This window comes from Polynucleobacter sp. UK-Kesae-W10, assembly GCF_018881575.1.
Lineage (GTDB): Bacteria > Pseudomonadota > Gammaproteobacteria > Burkholderiales > Burkholderiaceae > Polynucleobacter.
In genome coordinates this window covers 48,986-63,781 of sequence record NZ_JACVQB010000001.1, presented here as the reverse complement: position 1 = coordinate 63,781, position 14,796 = coordinate 48,986, and the positions used below count along the sequence as shown (strand labels likewise).

The following is a 14,796-nucleotide window of genomic DNA, read 5'->3' as shown; positions in this document are numbered from 1 at the left end:
GCCACTATCAGGTTCACTCAATTAAAATGCTTATTTATCAAATATGTCGCTATGAACGCACCACTAGCTTTGAACCAGTTGTTGGATGCTGAGGCAGGTTCCCCCCGTCTTCGTGAAATTCCCTACAACTACACCTCTTTTTCTGACCGAGAGATCGTTATTCGCTTATTGGGCGAGGAGTCTTGGCGCGTTCTGAATGAGCTGCGTGGTGTTCGTCGCACCGGTCGCTCCGCTCGCATGTTGTTTGAAATTCTGGGTGATATTTGGGTGGTTCAACGCAACCCATTCTTACAAGATGATTTACTAGACAGCCCCGAGCGTCGTAAACAATTGATCGATGCCCTCTGGCATCGCCTAGGCGAAGTAAAGAAGCGTAATAACGGAGACTCTGCAGAGCAGGTCGAAATTTTATTAAGCGCTGCCTATCGCGCAATCGAGAGTTTTGAGAACGGCTTCAAAGAAGTTGAGCAAATTCGTAAGCGTGCTCGTAAAGAACTCGGTCGTCACACCGCTAGTGACAATATTTGTTTTGATGGCGTATCACGCGCTGCACACGTAACCGATGCAACTGACTGGCGTGTTGAGTTTCCGCTAGTCGTACTTAAGCCGGATTACGAATCTGAAATTCCTGGCTTGGTAAAAGCGTGCGTGGATTTGGGTCTCACGATTATTCCTCGTGGAGGAGGCACTGGATATACAGGCGGTGCGATCCCCTTGTATGCAATGTCTGCAGTCATCAACACTGAGAAGCTGCAACAAATCGATGGCGTGAAGAGTAAACATCTACCGGGTGTAGATCACGCAGTCTCCACCATCTTTACTGGTGCTGGCGTTGTCACGCGTCGCGTATCAGATGCTGCAGAGCATGCTGGCCTTGTGTTTGCGGTTGATCCTACTTCTGCTGATGCAAGTTGCATCGGCGGCAATATCGCCATGAATGCGGGCGGTAAGAAAGCTGTTCTTTGGGGCACTGCTCTGGATAACTTAGCCAGCTGGCGCATGGTGGATCCTGAAGGTAATTGGTTGGATGTTATTCGTCTTGATCACAACCTCGGTAAGATTCATGATGCAGAGTTAGTTCGTTTTGAATTGATTTGGTCTGATGGCAATAGTGAGCCTGGCCAACGCATTTTGAAAACTGAAATATTAGAAGTTGAAGGTAAACGATTCCGCAAAGAAGGCTTGGGTAAAGACGTTACCGACAAATTTTTGTCTGGCTTACCAGGCGTACAAAAAGAAGGTTGTGATGGTTTGATCACCAGCGCAACTTGGGTATTGCATCGCATGCCTAAATTTATGCGCACTGTTTGCTTAGAGTTCTTTGGTCAAGCGCGCGAAGCTATTCCAAGTATTGTGGAGATCAAGGCTTACTTGGATGGTTTAAGCAAGCAAGGCGGCCCTATTTTGGCTGGCCTTGAGCACTTAGATGATCGCTACTTGAGAGCGGTGGGTTATTCCACTAAATCTAAGCGCAATAGCTTGCCGAAGATGGTATTGATTGGTGATATTGCTGGTGATGACGAAGAGGCTGTTGCTGCTGCAACCAGTGAAGTAGTGCGCATGGCGAACTTACGTGTGGGTGAAGGTTTTGTGGCAGTTAGTGCTGAGGCCCGTAAGAAGTTCTGGTTGGATCGTGCTCGCACAGCAGCGATTGCACGCCACACTAATGCCTTTAAGATCAATGAGGATGTGGTGATTCCTTTGCCGCGGATGGGTGAATACACCGATGGCATCGATCGCATCAATATCGAACTGTCTCTAAAGAACAAATTACAAGTTCTGGATGGCCTCGAAGCCTTTTTGAAAAAAAGCGCCTTGCCATTGGGTAAGAGTGAGGATGACTATGAAATCCCAACAGCGGAAATCTTAGGTGACCGCGTTCAACAGGCTTTAGAGCTCATAGCCAAGGTACGTACTCGCTGGGCTGACTGGCTCACGCAGATGGATCATTATTTTCCGCAACTACAGAATTACAGTTTGCGCGCTTCATGGAAAGAAGAAGTTCGTTCAGAGTTGCGTATCATTTTCGGCGGCTTGGCTTTTGAACCAATCCTGGCCGAGTTAGAGGCGATTCATAAAAATATTTTGCGTAAACGTGTCTTTGTTGCATTGCATATGCACGCAGGAGATGGAAACGTACATACCAATATTCCAGTGAACTCGGATGACTATGAGATGTTGCAAGATGCCCATCGCGCAGTTGACCGCATCATGAGGTTGGCTCGCTCATTAGATGGCGTGATTTCTGGTGAACACGGCATTGGTATTACTAAGTTGGAGTACTTGACTGAAGCAGAATTAAAAGACTTCCGCAGTTACAAGAACCGCGTTGACCCTGAAGGTCGCTTTAATAAAGGCAAGTTGATGCCGCATGCTGACCTCAGCATGGCCTATACGCCTAGCTTTGGGTTGATGGGACATGAATCTATCATCATGCAGCAGAGTGATATTGGCGCGATTGCTGATAGCGTGAAAGATTGTTTACGTTGCGGGAAGTGCAAGCCAGTTTGCTCAACGCATGTGCCACGTGCAAACTTGCTGTATAGCCCGCGTGACAAAATTTTGGCTACTTCCTTGTTGATCGAAGCATTTTTATACGAAGAGCAAACCCGTCGTGGCGTTTCGATTCGTCATTGGGAAATGTTTGATGACGTTGCAGCTCACTGCACGGTTTGCCACAAGTGCTTGACCCCGTGTCCAGTGAAAATTGACTTTGGTGATGTCACTATGAATATGCGCAATCTCTTGCGCAAGATGGGGCAGCAACGTTTCAATCCGGGTACTGCAGCTTCCATGTTCTTCTTAAATGCCACTAGTCCTGAGACTATTCATTTGGCGCGCAAGGCAATGATTGGCTGGGGCTATAAATTGCAGCGCTTAGGCAATGACGTATTACGTAAGTTTGCAAAAAAACAAACTGCGCATCCTCCGGCAACCGTAGGTAAGCCAAGCATTAAAGAGCAGGTTATTTTCTTTGTAAATAAGAAGATGCCGGGTAATTTGCCGAAGAAAACAGCCCGTGCGCTCTTGGATATTGAGGATGCCAATTACGTACCGATTATTCGCGATCCGAAGACTACTTCTGCCGATACTGAGGCGGTCTTCTATTTCCCTGGATGTGGATCGGAGCGCTTGTTCTCTCAAGTGGGCTTGGCTACTCAAGCGATGTTGTGGAATGTCGGCGTGCAAACGGTCCTGCCTCCTGGCTACTTATGTTGCGGCTATCCACAGCGTGGCAATGGTGATTTTGATAAAGCGGAGAAGATGATTACGGATAACCGCGTCCTTTTTCACCGAGTGGCTAACACCTTGAACTATTTGGATATCAAAACCGTAGTCGTTTCTTGCGGCACTTGTTATGACCAGCTAGCGGGTTATCAGTTTGAGCAAATATTCCCTGGGTGCCGCATTATCGACATCCACGAATTCTTGGCCGAGAAGGGCGTTAAGCTTTCTGGAGTAACTGGTGTGAAGTATATGTATCACGATCCTTGCCACTCCCCGATGAAGTTGCAAGATCCTTTGAAGACAGTAAATGAACTCATTCAGTTAGAAGATGGCAAAGCCATTGGAAAGAATGACCGTTGCTGCGGTGAGTCTGGCACCTTGGCCGTGACACGTCCTGATATTTCGACTCAAGTACGTTTCCGTAAGCAGATTGAAATGGAAAAAGGCGCGAATGATTTGCGCAAGGACAATTTCACTGGCGATGTTAAGGTGCTCACTAGTTGTCCTTCCTGCTTGCAAGGCTTAACCCGTTTTGATGCAGATAGTGATACCACTGCCGATTACATCGTAGTCGAAATGGCCCAGAAACTTCTGGGTGAAAACTGGATGCAAGACTATGTTGCTAAAGCCAATCAAGGCGGTATTGAAAGGGTCTTGGTCTAATGATTCCAAATAATATTGTTGTGCATCAACAGTCAAAGGTTTTAGAGCTTTCTTACGAGGGCGCTTCCTATCGCTTGCCTTTTGAGTTGCTGCGTGTGGTTTCACCCTCTGCTGAAGTGCAAGGGCATGGACCCGGTCAGGAAACGCTGCAAACTGGCAAGCGCGACGTATTGATTTCGAGCCTTGAGCCGGTAGGTCGTTATGCCTTGAAGCCTACTTTTTCTGACGGGCACGATTCAGGCTTGTATTCCTGGGAGTTCTTGCATTACTTGTGCGAAAACCAAGAGCAGGTATGGAAAGAGCATTTAGCTAAATTAGCAGCAGCAGGTCTTGATCGAGATGCACCAATGGCGCAGACCGGTCATACACATGGCCATTCTTGTGGAAGTCACTAATGAGTAAAACCCACTTCGGATATCAAAGCGTTGATGAGGCTGAGAAGGCCGGAAAAGTCGCCGAGGTATTTCACTCAGTCGCTAGTAAATATGACGTGATGAATGACTTGATGTCCTTTGGTTTACACCGTGTTTGGAAAAAAATTACGATTGCCAGGGCTAATGTTCGTCCTGGTCAAAAAGTGTTAGATATTGCCGGCGGTACTGGTGATTTGGCTGCTGCATTTGCAAAAGCGACTGACTGGGGAAAAAACCCAGAAGCACAGGTTTGGCTTAGTGATATCAATGCATCGATGTTGGGTGTTGGGCGTGATCGTCTGCTCGATCGCGGCATGGCCTTGCCTTGTGTTCAGTTTGATGCAGAAAAAATTCCTTTCCCGAATAATCATTTTGACGTCGTCACTGTTGCCTTTGGTTTGCGTAACATGACTCACAAAGATGTTGCCTTGGGTGAGATGTGTCGAGTCATCAAACCAGGTGGTCGAGTTTTAGTTTTAGAGTTTTCCAAGCCCGATGCATTCTTGCAGCCTGTGTATGACGCCTATTCATTCAAAGTATTGCCTTGGCTTGGCGAGAAGATTGCACAAGACTCTGAAAGCTATCGCTATTTAGCGGAGTCGATTCGGATGCACCCGGATGCCGAAACCTTAAAAGACATGATGCTGGGTGTTGGCTTTAATGAAGTTGAAACCCACAGAATGACTGGGGGTATCGTTGCCTTACATATTGGTATTAAATACTGAAAGTCATATAGTTTTTAAACTCTTAAAAGCTAAAGAAGTACAGCAGTTATCAGAGGGGTTACAAAAAATGAATAAACATTTTTTCAAAGCAATTTTTTTAAGCTTAACGCTAGTATTTGCATCTATTAGTTCAGTCGATGCAGCGCGTCTTGGTGGCGGTAGAAGTTTTGGTCGCGCACCCAGTGCCCCTATACAAAAACAGGCTGCACCTGTGCAAAAGCCGGCCCAGCCAGCACAAGCTACAAATCCGGCACCAGCTGTTCCACAGACACCTCCACCCAGTCGCTTTGGCGGTATGGGCGGAATTTTGGGCGGGTTGGCTGCGGGTTTGGGGATTGGTTATCTCCTATCCCATTTTGGTTTGGGTGAGGCTGCTTCATCCCTGATTACTGGCTTGCTGATTGCAATGTTGGTAGGTTTTGTAATCATGTTTCTCATTCGTAAATTGTTGCCTGCAATGTCTAGTGCCGTTCAGCCTGGCCAAATCCCAAGCTCAGGCATGCAAAGAGCAAATCTGGATCAAGTGCCAAGACAAGAGCCTGGATTTACTCCGGCAGCCAATGCCTTTGCAGGCGTGAGTGCCGATCCAAAAGATTTTCAATCCACCTTACCCCCTGGCTTTGACGAGCGCACCTTTTTAGAAAATGCGAAGCAGTACTTTGTGACATTACAAAAAGCCTGGGATTTGGGCGATCTTCCTTCATTACAAGAATTCACGACGCCCGAGATGTTTGCCACCATTCGTCAGGATTTGGCAGGACGCTCTGATAGCGTGAACCAGACAGACGTCATCACGATTAATGCCCGTTTATTGGGTATTGAAACAAGTGAAGCGCATTATTTCTGTAGCGTTCAGTTCAGCGGCGTGATTTGTGAACAACCAGGCGCTCCTGCAACGGACTTTTCGGAAATCTGGAATTTAAGCAAGCCGGTAGAAGGCCCTGGAGGCTGGGTACTAGCGGGTATCTCTCAGTTGGTTTAAGCTTTAGGTACTTTCCGCAGGAAAACCCGCCTTCGTGCGGGTTTTTTACACTAATGAACACTTTGTCTTCCTCCCATACGATTGCTGCCAGCGCTGCTTGCCGGGGGATTAATCATGTATTGAAGAATGAACCTTGGGCTTGTGCCGAGTTAGCCAAGCATCAAGGCAAAACAGTGCTGCTCCAGATCCCAGTTGGTAAGCTATGCTTTGAAATTAAGCCGAGCGGATCCTTGGGTGTTCTAAAGGACTTAGAAGCTCCATCACTTGCGCTGGAGGTGTCTGCAAAAGCCCTGAGTGATTTAATGGCTAGTCCTGGCAATTTAAAAGAACAGGCGTTTAAGGCCGTCAAAATTACTGGCGATGCCGACTTGGCACAATTGATTGGACGTTTGGCTGGCCAGCTGCGCTGGGAGTATGAAGAGGACTTGGCACGCTTGGTTGGAGATGCGCCGGCGCATTTTGCTGTCCAGCAGGGTAAGCGTTTTGTCACAGCTACTAAATCTGCAGCAACAGACTTGCTGGACAATGTCCTTGAGTATGTCAGCGAAGAGAAGAAAGTGCTTTTGAATAAACGAGATTTTATGGTTCGTAAATCTGCTTTAAATGAATTACGAGATTCTGTGGATCGCTTGGAAAAGCGCATTCAATTTTTAGAGCAAAAGGCTAAATAAATCGTGCGTCGACTTGCTCGTCTGTCTTTCATTTTTTTTACCGCATGGCGTTATGGCTTATTGCCCTTATTACGCGATGTACTCAAGCCTGGAATTAGCCGTAGCTTTTTAACGGTTGTGTGCTGGACATCTCCAGGTACCAACTTACCTAGAGGCGAACGTATCCGTTTAACACTCGAGGCACTAGGCCCAATTTTTGTGAAGTTTGGTCAGGTGCTCTCAACGCGTCGTGACCTACTGCCAGAAGATATTTCTAATGAGTTGGCTAAGTTGCAAGATCAGGTCCCACCTTTTTCAAATGCAGAATCCCGTCGTTTGATTGAAGAAGCCTTAGGTCAGTCAATTGAAGAGATCTTTATTAGTTTTGATGCCACACCAGTAGCCAGTGCTTCGGTTGCCCAAGTGCATTTTGGAGTCTTGCGGGCGACCGAAAAACATCCAGAGTGGGCTGATAAAGCTGTAGCAATCAAGGTCTTGCGCCCTGGCATCTTGCCGGTCATTGAGGGTGATCTTGCCTTGATGTATGACTTGGCAAAAATCATCGAAAAGAGTTCTGAAGACGGACGCCGCTTAAAACCGCGTGAGAATGTCGCAGAATTCGATACGTACTTGCATGATGAGTTGGATCTGATGCGCGAGGCGGCAAATGCCAGCCAGTTGCGTCGCTATTTTGTCGATTCCAAAAAGCTCATGATTCCAGAGATGTATTGGGATTTATGCCATACCAATGTGATTGTCATGGAGAGAATGCATGGCATATCGATTGGCCGCACCGCGGAATTACGCGCAGCGGGTGTGGACTTTAAAAAATTAGCAGCAGATGGCGTAGAGATCTTTTTTACCCAGGTGTTTGAGTATGGATTTTTCCATGCAGATATGCATCCAGGAAATATCATGATCAGCTTAGAGCCTGAAACTTTTGGCCGCTTCATCTCACTCGATTTTGGTATTGTGGGTGCGCTGAGTGAGTTAGATAAAAATTATTTAGCGTTGAACTTTTTAGCATTTTTCAATCGCGATTACCGCCGGGTTGCAGAGTTGCATATTGAATCGGGTTGGGTTCCGGCAAATACGCGCGTTGAAGAATTAGAAGGGGCAGTCCGTTCAGTTTGTGAGCCTTATTTTGATAGACCCTTGAAAGAGATCTCGCTGGGTATTGTGTTGATGCGCTTATTCCAGACCTCTCGTCGATTTAAGGTGGAGATTCAGCCGCAACTCACCTTATTGCAAAAAACCCTATTGAATGTTGAGGGTTTGGCCCGTCAGCTAGACCCCGATTTGGATTTATGGAAGACCGCCAAGCCGATCCTAGAAAAATGGGTCAGTAAACAGCTGGGTTGGAGGGGTTTACTGGATGGCATCAAGGAGGAGGCTCCCACCTGGGCCAAAATCCTGCCGACTTTACCGCGTTTGATTGCCGATAGCCTGGCGCAAGGGCGACACCAAATTCAGGACCAAAATGGTGAATTAGAGGTCTTAAAGGCCCTTTTATTGCAGGAAAGACGCACACATCGCCTCTTGGTAGGCTCTTTGTTATTCGCGGGTGGGTTTTTGGCCGGTATTTTGATCATCGGCCTACGCATTTATTAGTCTCTCGCTGACTGGCTGCTAAACCGCTAAAATAGCGGGTTAGGCAGAACACATGAAAAAATACTTTATCGCTGGCATTCTCGTATGGGCTCCCATGGCGGTCACCATTTGGGTGATTACCTGGGGCTTAGGTTTGCTCGACGGTGTTTTTGGTTCTGTGATGCAAGCCATCATCGCCATTTTCCCGCATCAGTTTGCTGCTGACCTGCAGCATTTCCGCGAATTACCGGGCGTTGGCATTTTGATCGTAGTTGCGGTTATTTTGGCAACCGGATTATTGGCAATTAATTTTGCTGGTCAATGGTGGCTAAAGGTGTGGGACAAATTTGTCAATCGCATCCCCGTAGTTCGCTCTATTTATTCCAGCGTTCAGCAAGTTTCCTCTACTTTATTTTCTGGCAGTGGTCAGGCGTTTAGTAAAGCGCTATTAATTCGTTATCCTCATGCAGACTCATGGGTGATTGCATTTCAGACGGGTACACCTGCTAAAGAGGTGACCGCTAAGTTAGGCGATGGATACGTGAATGTATTTCTGCCAACCACCCCTAATCCGACCTCTGGCTTTTTCATGATCGTGCCTCGTGCACAAACGATTGAGCTGGAGATGAGTGTAGAAGAGGCTCTGAAACATATTGTTTCAATGGGCTCTGTTCCGCCAAATAATTCTAGTGGCCTAGCTTCAAGCCAGACGCCACACCATTTTTGATTTATAGGAAATTGTTATGTCAATGCGTAGTCATACTTGTGGCCAAGTAACCGATTCACTGATTGGTCAAGAGGTTACTCTCTCCGGATGGGTTAATCGCCGTCGTGACCATGGAGGCGTGATTTTTATTGACCTGCGTGACCGTGAAGGATTTGTGCAAGTCGTCTGCGATCCAGATCGTCCAGAAATGTTTGCGCTGGCTGAGCAAGTGCGTAATGAGTTCTGTATTCAGATTGAAGGCCTTGTGCGTGCGCGTCCTGCCGGTACTGAAAACACAGATTTAGTCAGTGGAAAAGTAGAGATTCTTTGCCATAGCTTGGCAATTCTCAATGCTTCTATTACGCCTCCATTCCAATTGGATGATGAGAATTTATCGGAGACGACTCGCTTGACGCATCGTGTGCTCGATTTGCGTCGTCCGCAAATGCAAAAGAATTTGCGTTTACGTTACAACGTCGCTATGGAGTGCCGTCGCTATTTGGATGATATGGGTTTTATTGATATTGAAACGCCAATGCTCACTAAGAGTACACCTGAAGGCGCTCGTGACTATTTGGTTCCATCACGTGTGCATGACGGCCATTTCTTTGCGTTACCTCAATCGCCGCAGTTGTTTAAGCAGTTGTTGATGGTTGCTGGTTTTGATCGCTACTACCAAATTACCAAATGCTTCCGCGATGAAGATTTGCGCGCAGACCGTCAGCCTGAATTTACGCAGATTGACTGTGAAACGGCTTTCTTGAGCGAACTGGAAATCCGTGATTTATTTGAAAACATGATTCGTCATATTTTCAAGAAAACGATGAATGTGGAATTGCCTAATCCATTCCCGACCATGCCTTACTCAGAGGGTATGGCGCGCTTTGGTTCCGATAAGCCAGATTTACGTGTGAACTTTGAATTCACCGAATTAACCGATTTAATGAAAGACGTGGATTTCAAGGTGTTCTCAGGCGCTGCAAATCAGGTTGGCGGCCGTGTAGTGGGCTTATGCGTACCAGGTGGTGCTGAGATTAGCCGTAGTGAGATCGATGACTACACTCAGTTTGTCAGCATCTATGGCGCCAAAGGTTTGGCGTGGATCAAGGTGAATTCGGTTGCTGAAGGCCGCAATGGTTTGCAATCACCGATTGTGAAGAATTTGCATGATGCTGCTATCGAAGGAATTTTGAAGCGCACTGGTGCTAAAGATGGCGATATTATTTTCTTTGGTGCGGATAAAGAAAAGGTAGTCAACGACGCGATTGGTAATTTACGTTTGCGTATTGGCCATTCTGCTTGGGGTAAAGCACATGGTCTCTTTACTGAAGGCTGGAAGCCGTTATGGGTCGTTGATTTCCCGATGTTTGATTACGATGAAGGTGAAGCACGTTGGGTTGCTTGCCATCATCCATTCACCAGTCCTAAGGATGAGCATATGCAATATCTGGAATCTGATCCAGGCAAGTGCTTGGCGAAAGCCTATGACATGGTACTTAACGGTAGCGAGATTGGTGGCGGATCGGTTCGTATTCACCAAGAGGCAGTACAAAGCCAAGTATTCCGTGCTCTGAAGATTGGCGCTGAAGAGGCGCAAGCAAAATTTGGATTCTTATTGGATGCTCTCCAGTACGGTGCACCTCCTCACGGTGGTATTGCGTTTGGTTTAGATCGCATCGTGACGATGATGACTGGTGCTGAATCCATCCGTGATGTGATTGCTTTCCCTAAAACACAGCGCGCGCAGTGCTTGCTGACCCAAGCTCCTAGTCCAGTGGATGAGCGTCAGTTACGTGAGCTACATATTCGTTTGCGTCAAGCAACACCAGCTGCTTAAAACTATTTAAGCGGCGCCTCAAGCTACCTTGAAAATCCCTATTTCGGTTTTAGTTGTCATCTATAAATCGAATGGGGATGTTTTATTGATAGAGCGTGCAGATCGAAAAGATTTTTGGCAATCGGTTACCGGTAGCTTAGATGCGCCTGACGAAGATTTAGCATTCGCAGCTGCTCGTGAGGTTTTTGAGGAGACAGGTATTGCTGTCGATCAATTGCCGGCTGGTGCCCTGCGTAATATGCATCACCACATCGAGTATGAAATTTATCCAGAATGGCGCTTTCGCTATGCGCCCGGTGTGACACGTAATACTGAGTATTGGTTTGCACTTCAGGTTCCCGACAATACCCTCGTTAAGCTAGCTCCCCGGGAGCATGTAGCTTATGAGTGGTTGCCATTTGAGCAGGCTGCAAAGAAATGTTTTTCGCCTAGCAATGGTGACGCGATTCTGAAATTGTTCTCAGCGAACTCCACTAGAAGCGAATAAGATAGAACGATGAGACATTCATCGGGACACCATCGTAGTAACGCAGATTCAAAAACACCTCAACGGGGTGATTGGCGTGTGATTCGCGATCTCCTGCCTTACCTATTGGAATATCGTATTCGGGTAGTTTTGGCGCTGAGCTGCCTCATTGCGGCGAAGTTTGCGAACTTAGGTATTCCAATCTTAATGAAAGAGTTAATTGACTCTTTGGATGTAAAAGCGGACTCTCCCCAGGCTTTGTTGGTTGTGCCTGTGGGCATCATTATTGCGTATGGTTTGTTACGAATATCAGCCTCTTTGTTTGCTGAATTGCGCGAAGCATTATTTGCACGCGTTACCCAAAATGCAGTGCGTAAAGTAGCCTTGCAAGTGTTTGAGCATCTACACTCCCTAGCCCTGAGTTTTCATTTGGCCCGCCAAACGGGTGGAGTAAGTCGCGATATAGAACGTGGTACACGCGGCATTCAATCGCTAATCTCATATTCGCTATATAGCATTCTCCCAACACTCATAGAATTCTGTTTGGTGTTGGGTTACTTTGCGTACTCCTACGATATTTGGTTTGCTGCGATCACTTTAGTTGCGTTAGTCCTTTATATTATTTTTACCATCGTTGTCACAGAGTGGCGTACCCACTATCGCCGCACCATGAATGATATGGATTCCAAGGCGAACCAAAAAGCGATTGATTCTTTATTGAATTTTGAGACAGTGAAGTATTTTGGTAACGAAGCCTTTGAGGCCAGTCGCTATGATGAAAATCTATTGCGTTATCAATCCGCTGCGGTGAAGTCGCAAAAGACCTTGGCTTTCTTAAATCTTGGTCAGCAAATCATTATTGCAATCGGTTTGATGTTGATTCTGTGGCGCGCTACGCTTGGCGTGGTTAATGGCACGATGACGCTGGGCGATTTGGTTCTAGTGAATACCTTAATGATTCAGTTGTATATCCCACTGAACTTTTTGGGTGTGATCTATCGGGAGATTAAGCAATCATTAACAGATATGGATCGCATGTTCTCTTTACTCAATACTGATAAAGAGATTGCAGACTCACCCAATGCACACCCTCTAAAAATTGACAATTATGGTCATGGCCCTGATGTTCGTTTTGAGAATGTCTCTTTTCATTACGATGCTAAACGTGAAATTTTGCGTGATATCAGCTTTAATATTCCTGCTGGTACGATTACCGCAGTGGTAGGACAAAGTGGTGCTGGTAAGAGTACCTTGGCAAGGCTGCTCTTTCGTTTCTACGATGTTCAGTCAGGAAAAATTGTGATTGATGGTCAAAATATTCAAGATGTGACCCAGGCAAGTTTGCGCAAAGCAATTGGCATTGTTCCCCAAGACACCGTTTTGTTTAATGACACGATTGGCTACAACATTGCTTACGGCAATCCTTCGGCCTCAATTGAAGAGGTGCAAGAGGCCGCTAGGGCTGCACAGATTGATGGCTTCATTAAGCGCTTGCCAGAGGGTTATGACACTCAGGTTGGTGAGCGAGGCTTGAAATTATCGGGCGGTGAGAAGCAGCGTGTTGCCATTGCCAGAACCTTGCTCAAAAAGCCAGCTATGTTGATTTTTGATGAGGCTACCTCTGCTTTAGATTCGAAAACCGAAAGGGCATTTCAGGAAGAGTTGCTGAGTTTGGCTAAAAACCGTACAACCCTCATCATTGCGCATCGACTCTCCACTATTGTTCATGCTGACCAAATTTTGGTGATGGAGCATGGACAGATTGTTGAGCGCGGTACTCATCTTGAACTACTGGCAGCCAAAGGAAGATATTCAGAAATGTGGCAAATGCAAGAGCGTGCTGCACTTGATTAGAATAACTTGATGACGCAGCTAAATAATCCATCCATTACCATAGAAGACATTCTTAAAAATGCCTTTGCGGCTGCTGTAGCGGTGGCGGATCCGCAAATCATTGTTCCGCAATATTTAGCAAAGATATTTCCGGCTGGACAAGAGCCCAAAGGAAAGTGCTTGGTAGTAGGTGCCGGTAAAGCTAGCGCTTCCATGGCAAGCGCACTCGAGACCTATGCAAAAGCACATTGGCCTCAAGCAAGTATCGAGGGAGTCGTTCTAACGCGCTATGGACACAGCTCTCCAACTACGCATATCCAGATTGTGGAAGCCGGGCACCCAGTCCCAGATCAAGCCGGTATGGATGGCGCTAAGGCGATCTTAAATCTGGCAACGCAGTTACAAGTAGGAGATGTTCTCATTGCCTTGGTCTCTGGCGGAGGCTCTAGCCTTCTCACCTTGCCGGTTGAAGGCATCTCGATTGAGGATATGCGCAAAACCACTGAAGCATTGCTGCGCAGTGGTGCCCCTATTGAAGAGATGAATGTTGTCCGTAAGCATTTATCTGCAATCTTAGGGGGTAATTTAGCGCGGGTTGCAAGCGCTCGTGGCGCAAGAGTGGAAGCGCTCTTGATTTCAGATGTGACGGGAGATTCGCCAGCAGATATTGCTAGCGGTCCTTGTGCTGCTGACTATTCAACTTACTTGGATGCGCTCAATATTTTAGAAAGCCATGGTTTAAATCAGGAGGTAATTCCTGCCTCCGTTTTAAACCATCTCAAGCAAGGTTTGGCAGGCGAAAAGCCTGAGACATTGAAAGATATTGATTTAGTAGATGCACAAGTCTCTAATCATGTCATTGCAACGGCATATAAAAGCTTAGAAGCGGCTGCAAACTATGTACTTGCTATGGGTTATGAGCCAATAGTTCTGGGCGACACAATCACAGGTGAGGCTCAAGAGGTGGGTATTGCACATGCGCAATTGGCGCGCGAGCATTTTTCTAAGGCCGATAAGCCCTTGGCCTTGATTTCTGGGGGTGAGTGCACCGTTACGATTCCCGCTGGCATCAAGGGGCGTGGTGGTCGTTGTAGTGAGTATTTACTGTCGCTGCTAGCTGCTAGCGCAGACATGCCAAACCTGGCAGCTTTAGCTGCCGATACTGATGGAATTGATGGCAGCGAAAAGAATGCGGGCGCTTGGTTCGATGGTGTCATTCGCAAAGCTGGCCAATCCGAAAAGCTTGCGCCACAAACATTCTTGGCTGCACACGATTGTTATGGCTTCTTTGCAGAATTAGGAGCTTTAGTGGAAACTGGCCCTACACTAACGAATGTAAATGACTTCCGCATCATCTTGCTTAATAAATAATATGTCCAACAGCCTCACTAAAATTGAACTCATTCAGCCAGACGATTGGCATCTCCATATTCGTGACGGCGAAGTCATGAAGGATGTCTTGGCAGATACTGCACGTCAGTTTGCGCGCGCCATCATCATGCCCAATTTGAAGCCTCCAGTGACTACTGTAGATTTGGCAAAAGCATATCAAGCACGTATTCAACAGAATCTTCATTCATTGGGTATTTCAAGTTTTACACCCTTGATGACTTTGTATCTGACCGATAACACTTCAGCAGAAGAGGTGCGCAAAGCAAAAGCAGAAGGCATCGTTGCTTTCAAGTTATACCCAGCAGGAGCGA

At 46.7% G+C, this 14,796-nt stretch carries 11 protein-coding genes and 1 pseudogene; all 12 read left to right on the top strand.

Translation table 11 applies throughout. The annotated features are described in order from the left end of the window. Nucleotides 1-51 precede the first annotated feature (51 nt). Entirely contained in the window at nt 52-3,891 is a 3,840-nt protein-coding gene (locus tag ICN24_RS00325) for an FAD/FMN-binding oxidoreductase (protein ID WP_216220604.1), read from the top strand. Next, on the top strand, nt 3,891-4,286 hold the full coding sequence (locus ICN24_RS00320; protein ID WP_216220603.1) for a gamma-butyrobetaine hydroxylase-like domain-containing protein: 396 nt from the start codon (nt 3,891-3,893) through the stop codon (nt 4,284-4,286). Before ICN24_RS00325 ends, ICN24_RS00320 begins: the two co-directional genes overlap by 1 nt. Further along, nucleotides 4,286-5,029, top strand: a complete 744-nt coding sequence (ubiE, locus tag ICN24_RS00315; protein ID WP_216220602.1) for a bifunctional demethylmenaquinone methyltransferase/2-methoxy-6-polyprenyl-1,4-benzoquinol methylase UbiE — start codon at nt 4,286-4,288, stop codon at nt 5,027-5,029. Before ICN24_RS00320 ends, ubiE begins: the two co-directional genes overlap by 1 nt. A gap of 67 nt (nt 5,030-5,096) precedes the next feature. Next, a complete protein-coding gene (locus tag ICN24_RS00310; protein WP_216220600.1) occupies nt 5,097-6,011 on the top strand; it encodes a Tim44 domain-containing protein in 915 nt (304 codons plus the stop codon). Nucleotides 6,012-6,064: 53 nt separating this feature from the next. Then, nucleotides 6,065-6,682: an SCP2 domain-containing protein gene (locus ICN24_RS00305; protein ID WP_216220598.1), complete on the top strand. Its 618-nt coding sequence runs from the start codon at nt 6,065-6,067 to the stop codon at nt 6,680-6,682. 3 nt (nt 6,683-6,685) lie between these two features. Further along, entirely contained in the window at nt 6,686-8,272 is a 1,587-nt protein-coding gene (ubiB, locus tag ICN24_RS00300) for a ubiquinone biosynthesis regulatory protein kinase UbiB (RefSeq protein WP_216220596.1), read from the top strand. A gap of 52 nt (nt 8,273-8,324) precedes the next feature. After that, on the top strand, nt 8,325-8,978 hold the full coding sequence (locus ICN24_RS00295; RefSeq protein ID WP_216220594.1) for a DUF502 domain-containing protein: 654 nt from the start codon (nt 8,325-8,327) through the stop codon (nt 8,976-8,978). Between the two features lie 16 nt (nt 8,979-8,994). Further along, complete coding sequence (aspS, locus tag ICN24_RS00290) at nt 8,995-10,794, top strand: aspartate--tRNA ligase (protein WP_216220592.1); 1,800 nt, start codon at nt 8,995-8,997, stop codon at nt 10,792-10,794. Between the two features lie 28 nt (nt 10,795-10,822). Further along, on the top strand, nt 10,823-11,281 hold the full coding sequence (gene nudB, locus ICN24_RS00285) for a dihydroneopterin triphosphate diphosphatase (RefSeq protein ID WP_216220591.1): 459 nt from the start codon (nt 10,823-10,825) through the stop codon (nt 11,279-11,281). Nucleotides 11,282-11,290: 9 nt separating this feature from the next. Continuing rightward, nucleotides 11,291-13,114 carry an ABC transporter ATP-binding protein/permease gene (locus tag ICN24_RS00280; RefSeq protein WP_216220588.1) on the top strand — a complete coding sequence of 608 codons (1,824 nt, stop codon included), beginning with the start codon at nt 11,291-11,293 and terminating at the stop codon, nt 13,112-13,114. A 9-nt stretch (nt 13,115-13,123) separates the two neighbouring features. After that, on the top strand, nt 13,124-14,464 hold the full coding sequence (locus ICN24_RS00275; RefSeq protein WP_216220586.1) for a glycerate kinase: 1,341 nt from the start codon (nt 13,124-13,126) through the stop codon (nt 14,462-14,464). A 1-nt stretch (nt 14,465) separates the two neighbouring features. Beyond that, a pseudogene (locus ICN24_RS10310) lies at nt 14,466-14,796 on the top strand (amidohydrolase family protein); the annotation flags it as partial.

What these genes read in the sequence shown, in the direction of transcription:
- ICN24_RS00325 (WP_216220604.1), top strand. Translation starts at nt 52, where the DNA reads ATGAACGCACCACTAGCTTTGAACCAGTTGTTGGATGCTGAGGCAGGT.
- ICN24_RS00275 (WP_216220586.1), top strand. Translation starts at nt 13,124, where the DNA reads ATGACGCAGCTAAATAATCCATCCATTACCATAGAAGACATTCTTAAA.
- ICN24_RS00320 (WP_216220603.1), top strand. Translation starts at nt 3,891, where the DNA reads ATGATTCCAAATAATATTGTTGTGCATCAACAGTCAAAGGTTTTAGAG.
- ICN24_RS00310 (WP_216220600.1), top strand. Translation starts at nt 5,097, where the DNA reads ATGAATAAACATTTTTTCAAAGCAATTTTTTTAAGCTTAACGCTAGTA.
- ICN24_RS00280 (WP_216220588.1), top strand. Translation starts at nt 11,291, where the DNA reads ATGAGACATTCATCGGGACACCATCGTAGTAACGCAGATTCAAAAACA.
- aspS (WP_216220592.1), top strand. Translation starts at nt 8,995, where the DNA reads ATGTCAATGCGTAGTCATACTTGTGGCCAAGTAACCGATTCACTGATT.
- ICN24_RS00305 (WP_216220598.1), top strand. Translation starts at nt 6,065, where the DNA reads ATGAACACTTTGTCTTCCTCCCATACGATTGCTGCCAGCGCTGCTTGC.
- ubiE (WP_216220602.1), top strand. Translation starts at nt 4,286, where the DNA reads ATGAGTAAAACCCACTTCGGATATCAAAGCGTTGATGAGGCTGAGAAG.
- ICN24_RS00295 (WP_216220594.1), top strand. Translation starts at nt 8,325, where the DNA reads ATGAAAAAATACTTTATCGCTGGCATTCTCGTATGGGCTCCCATGGCG.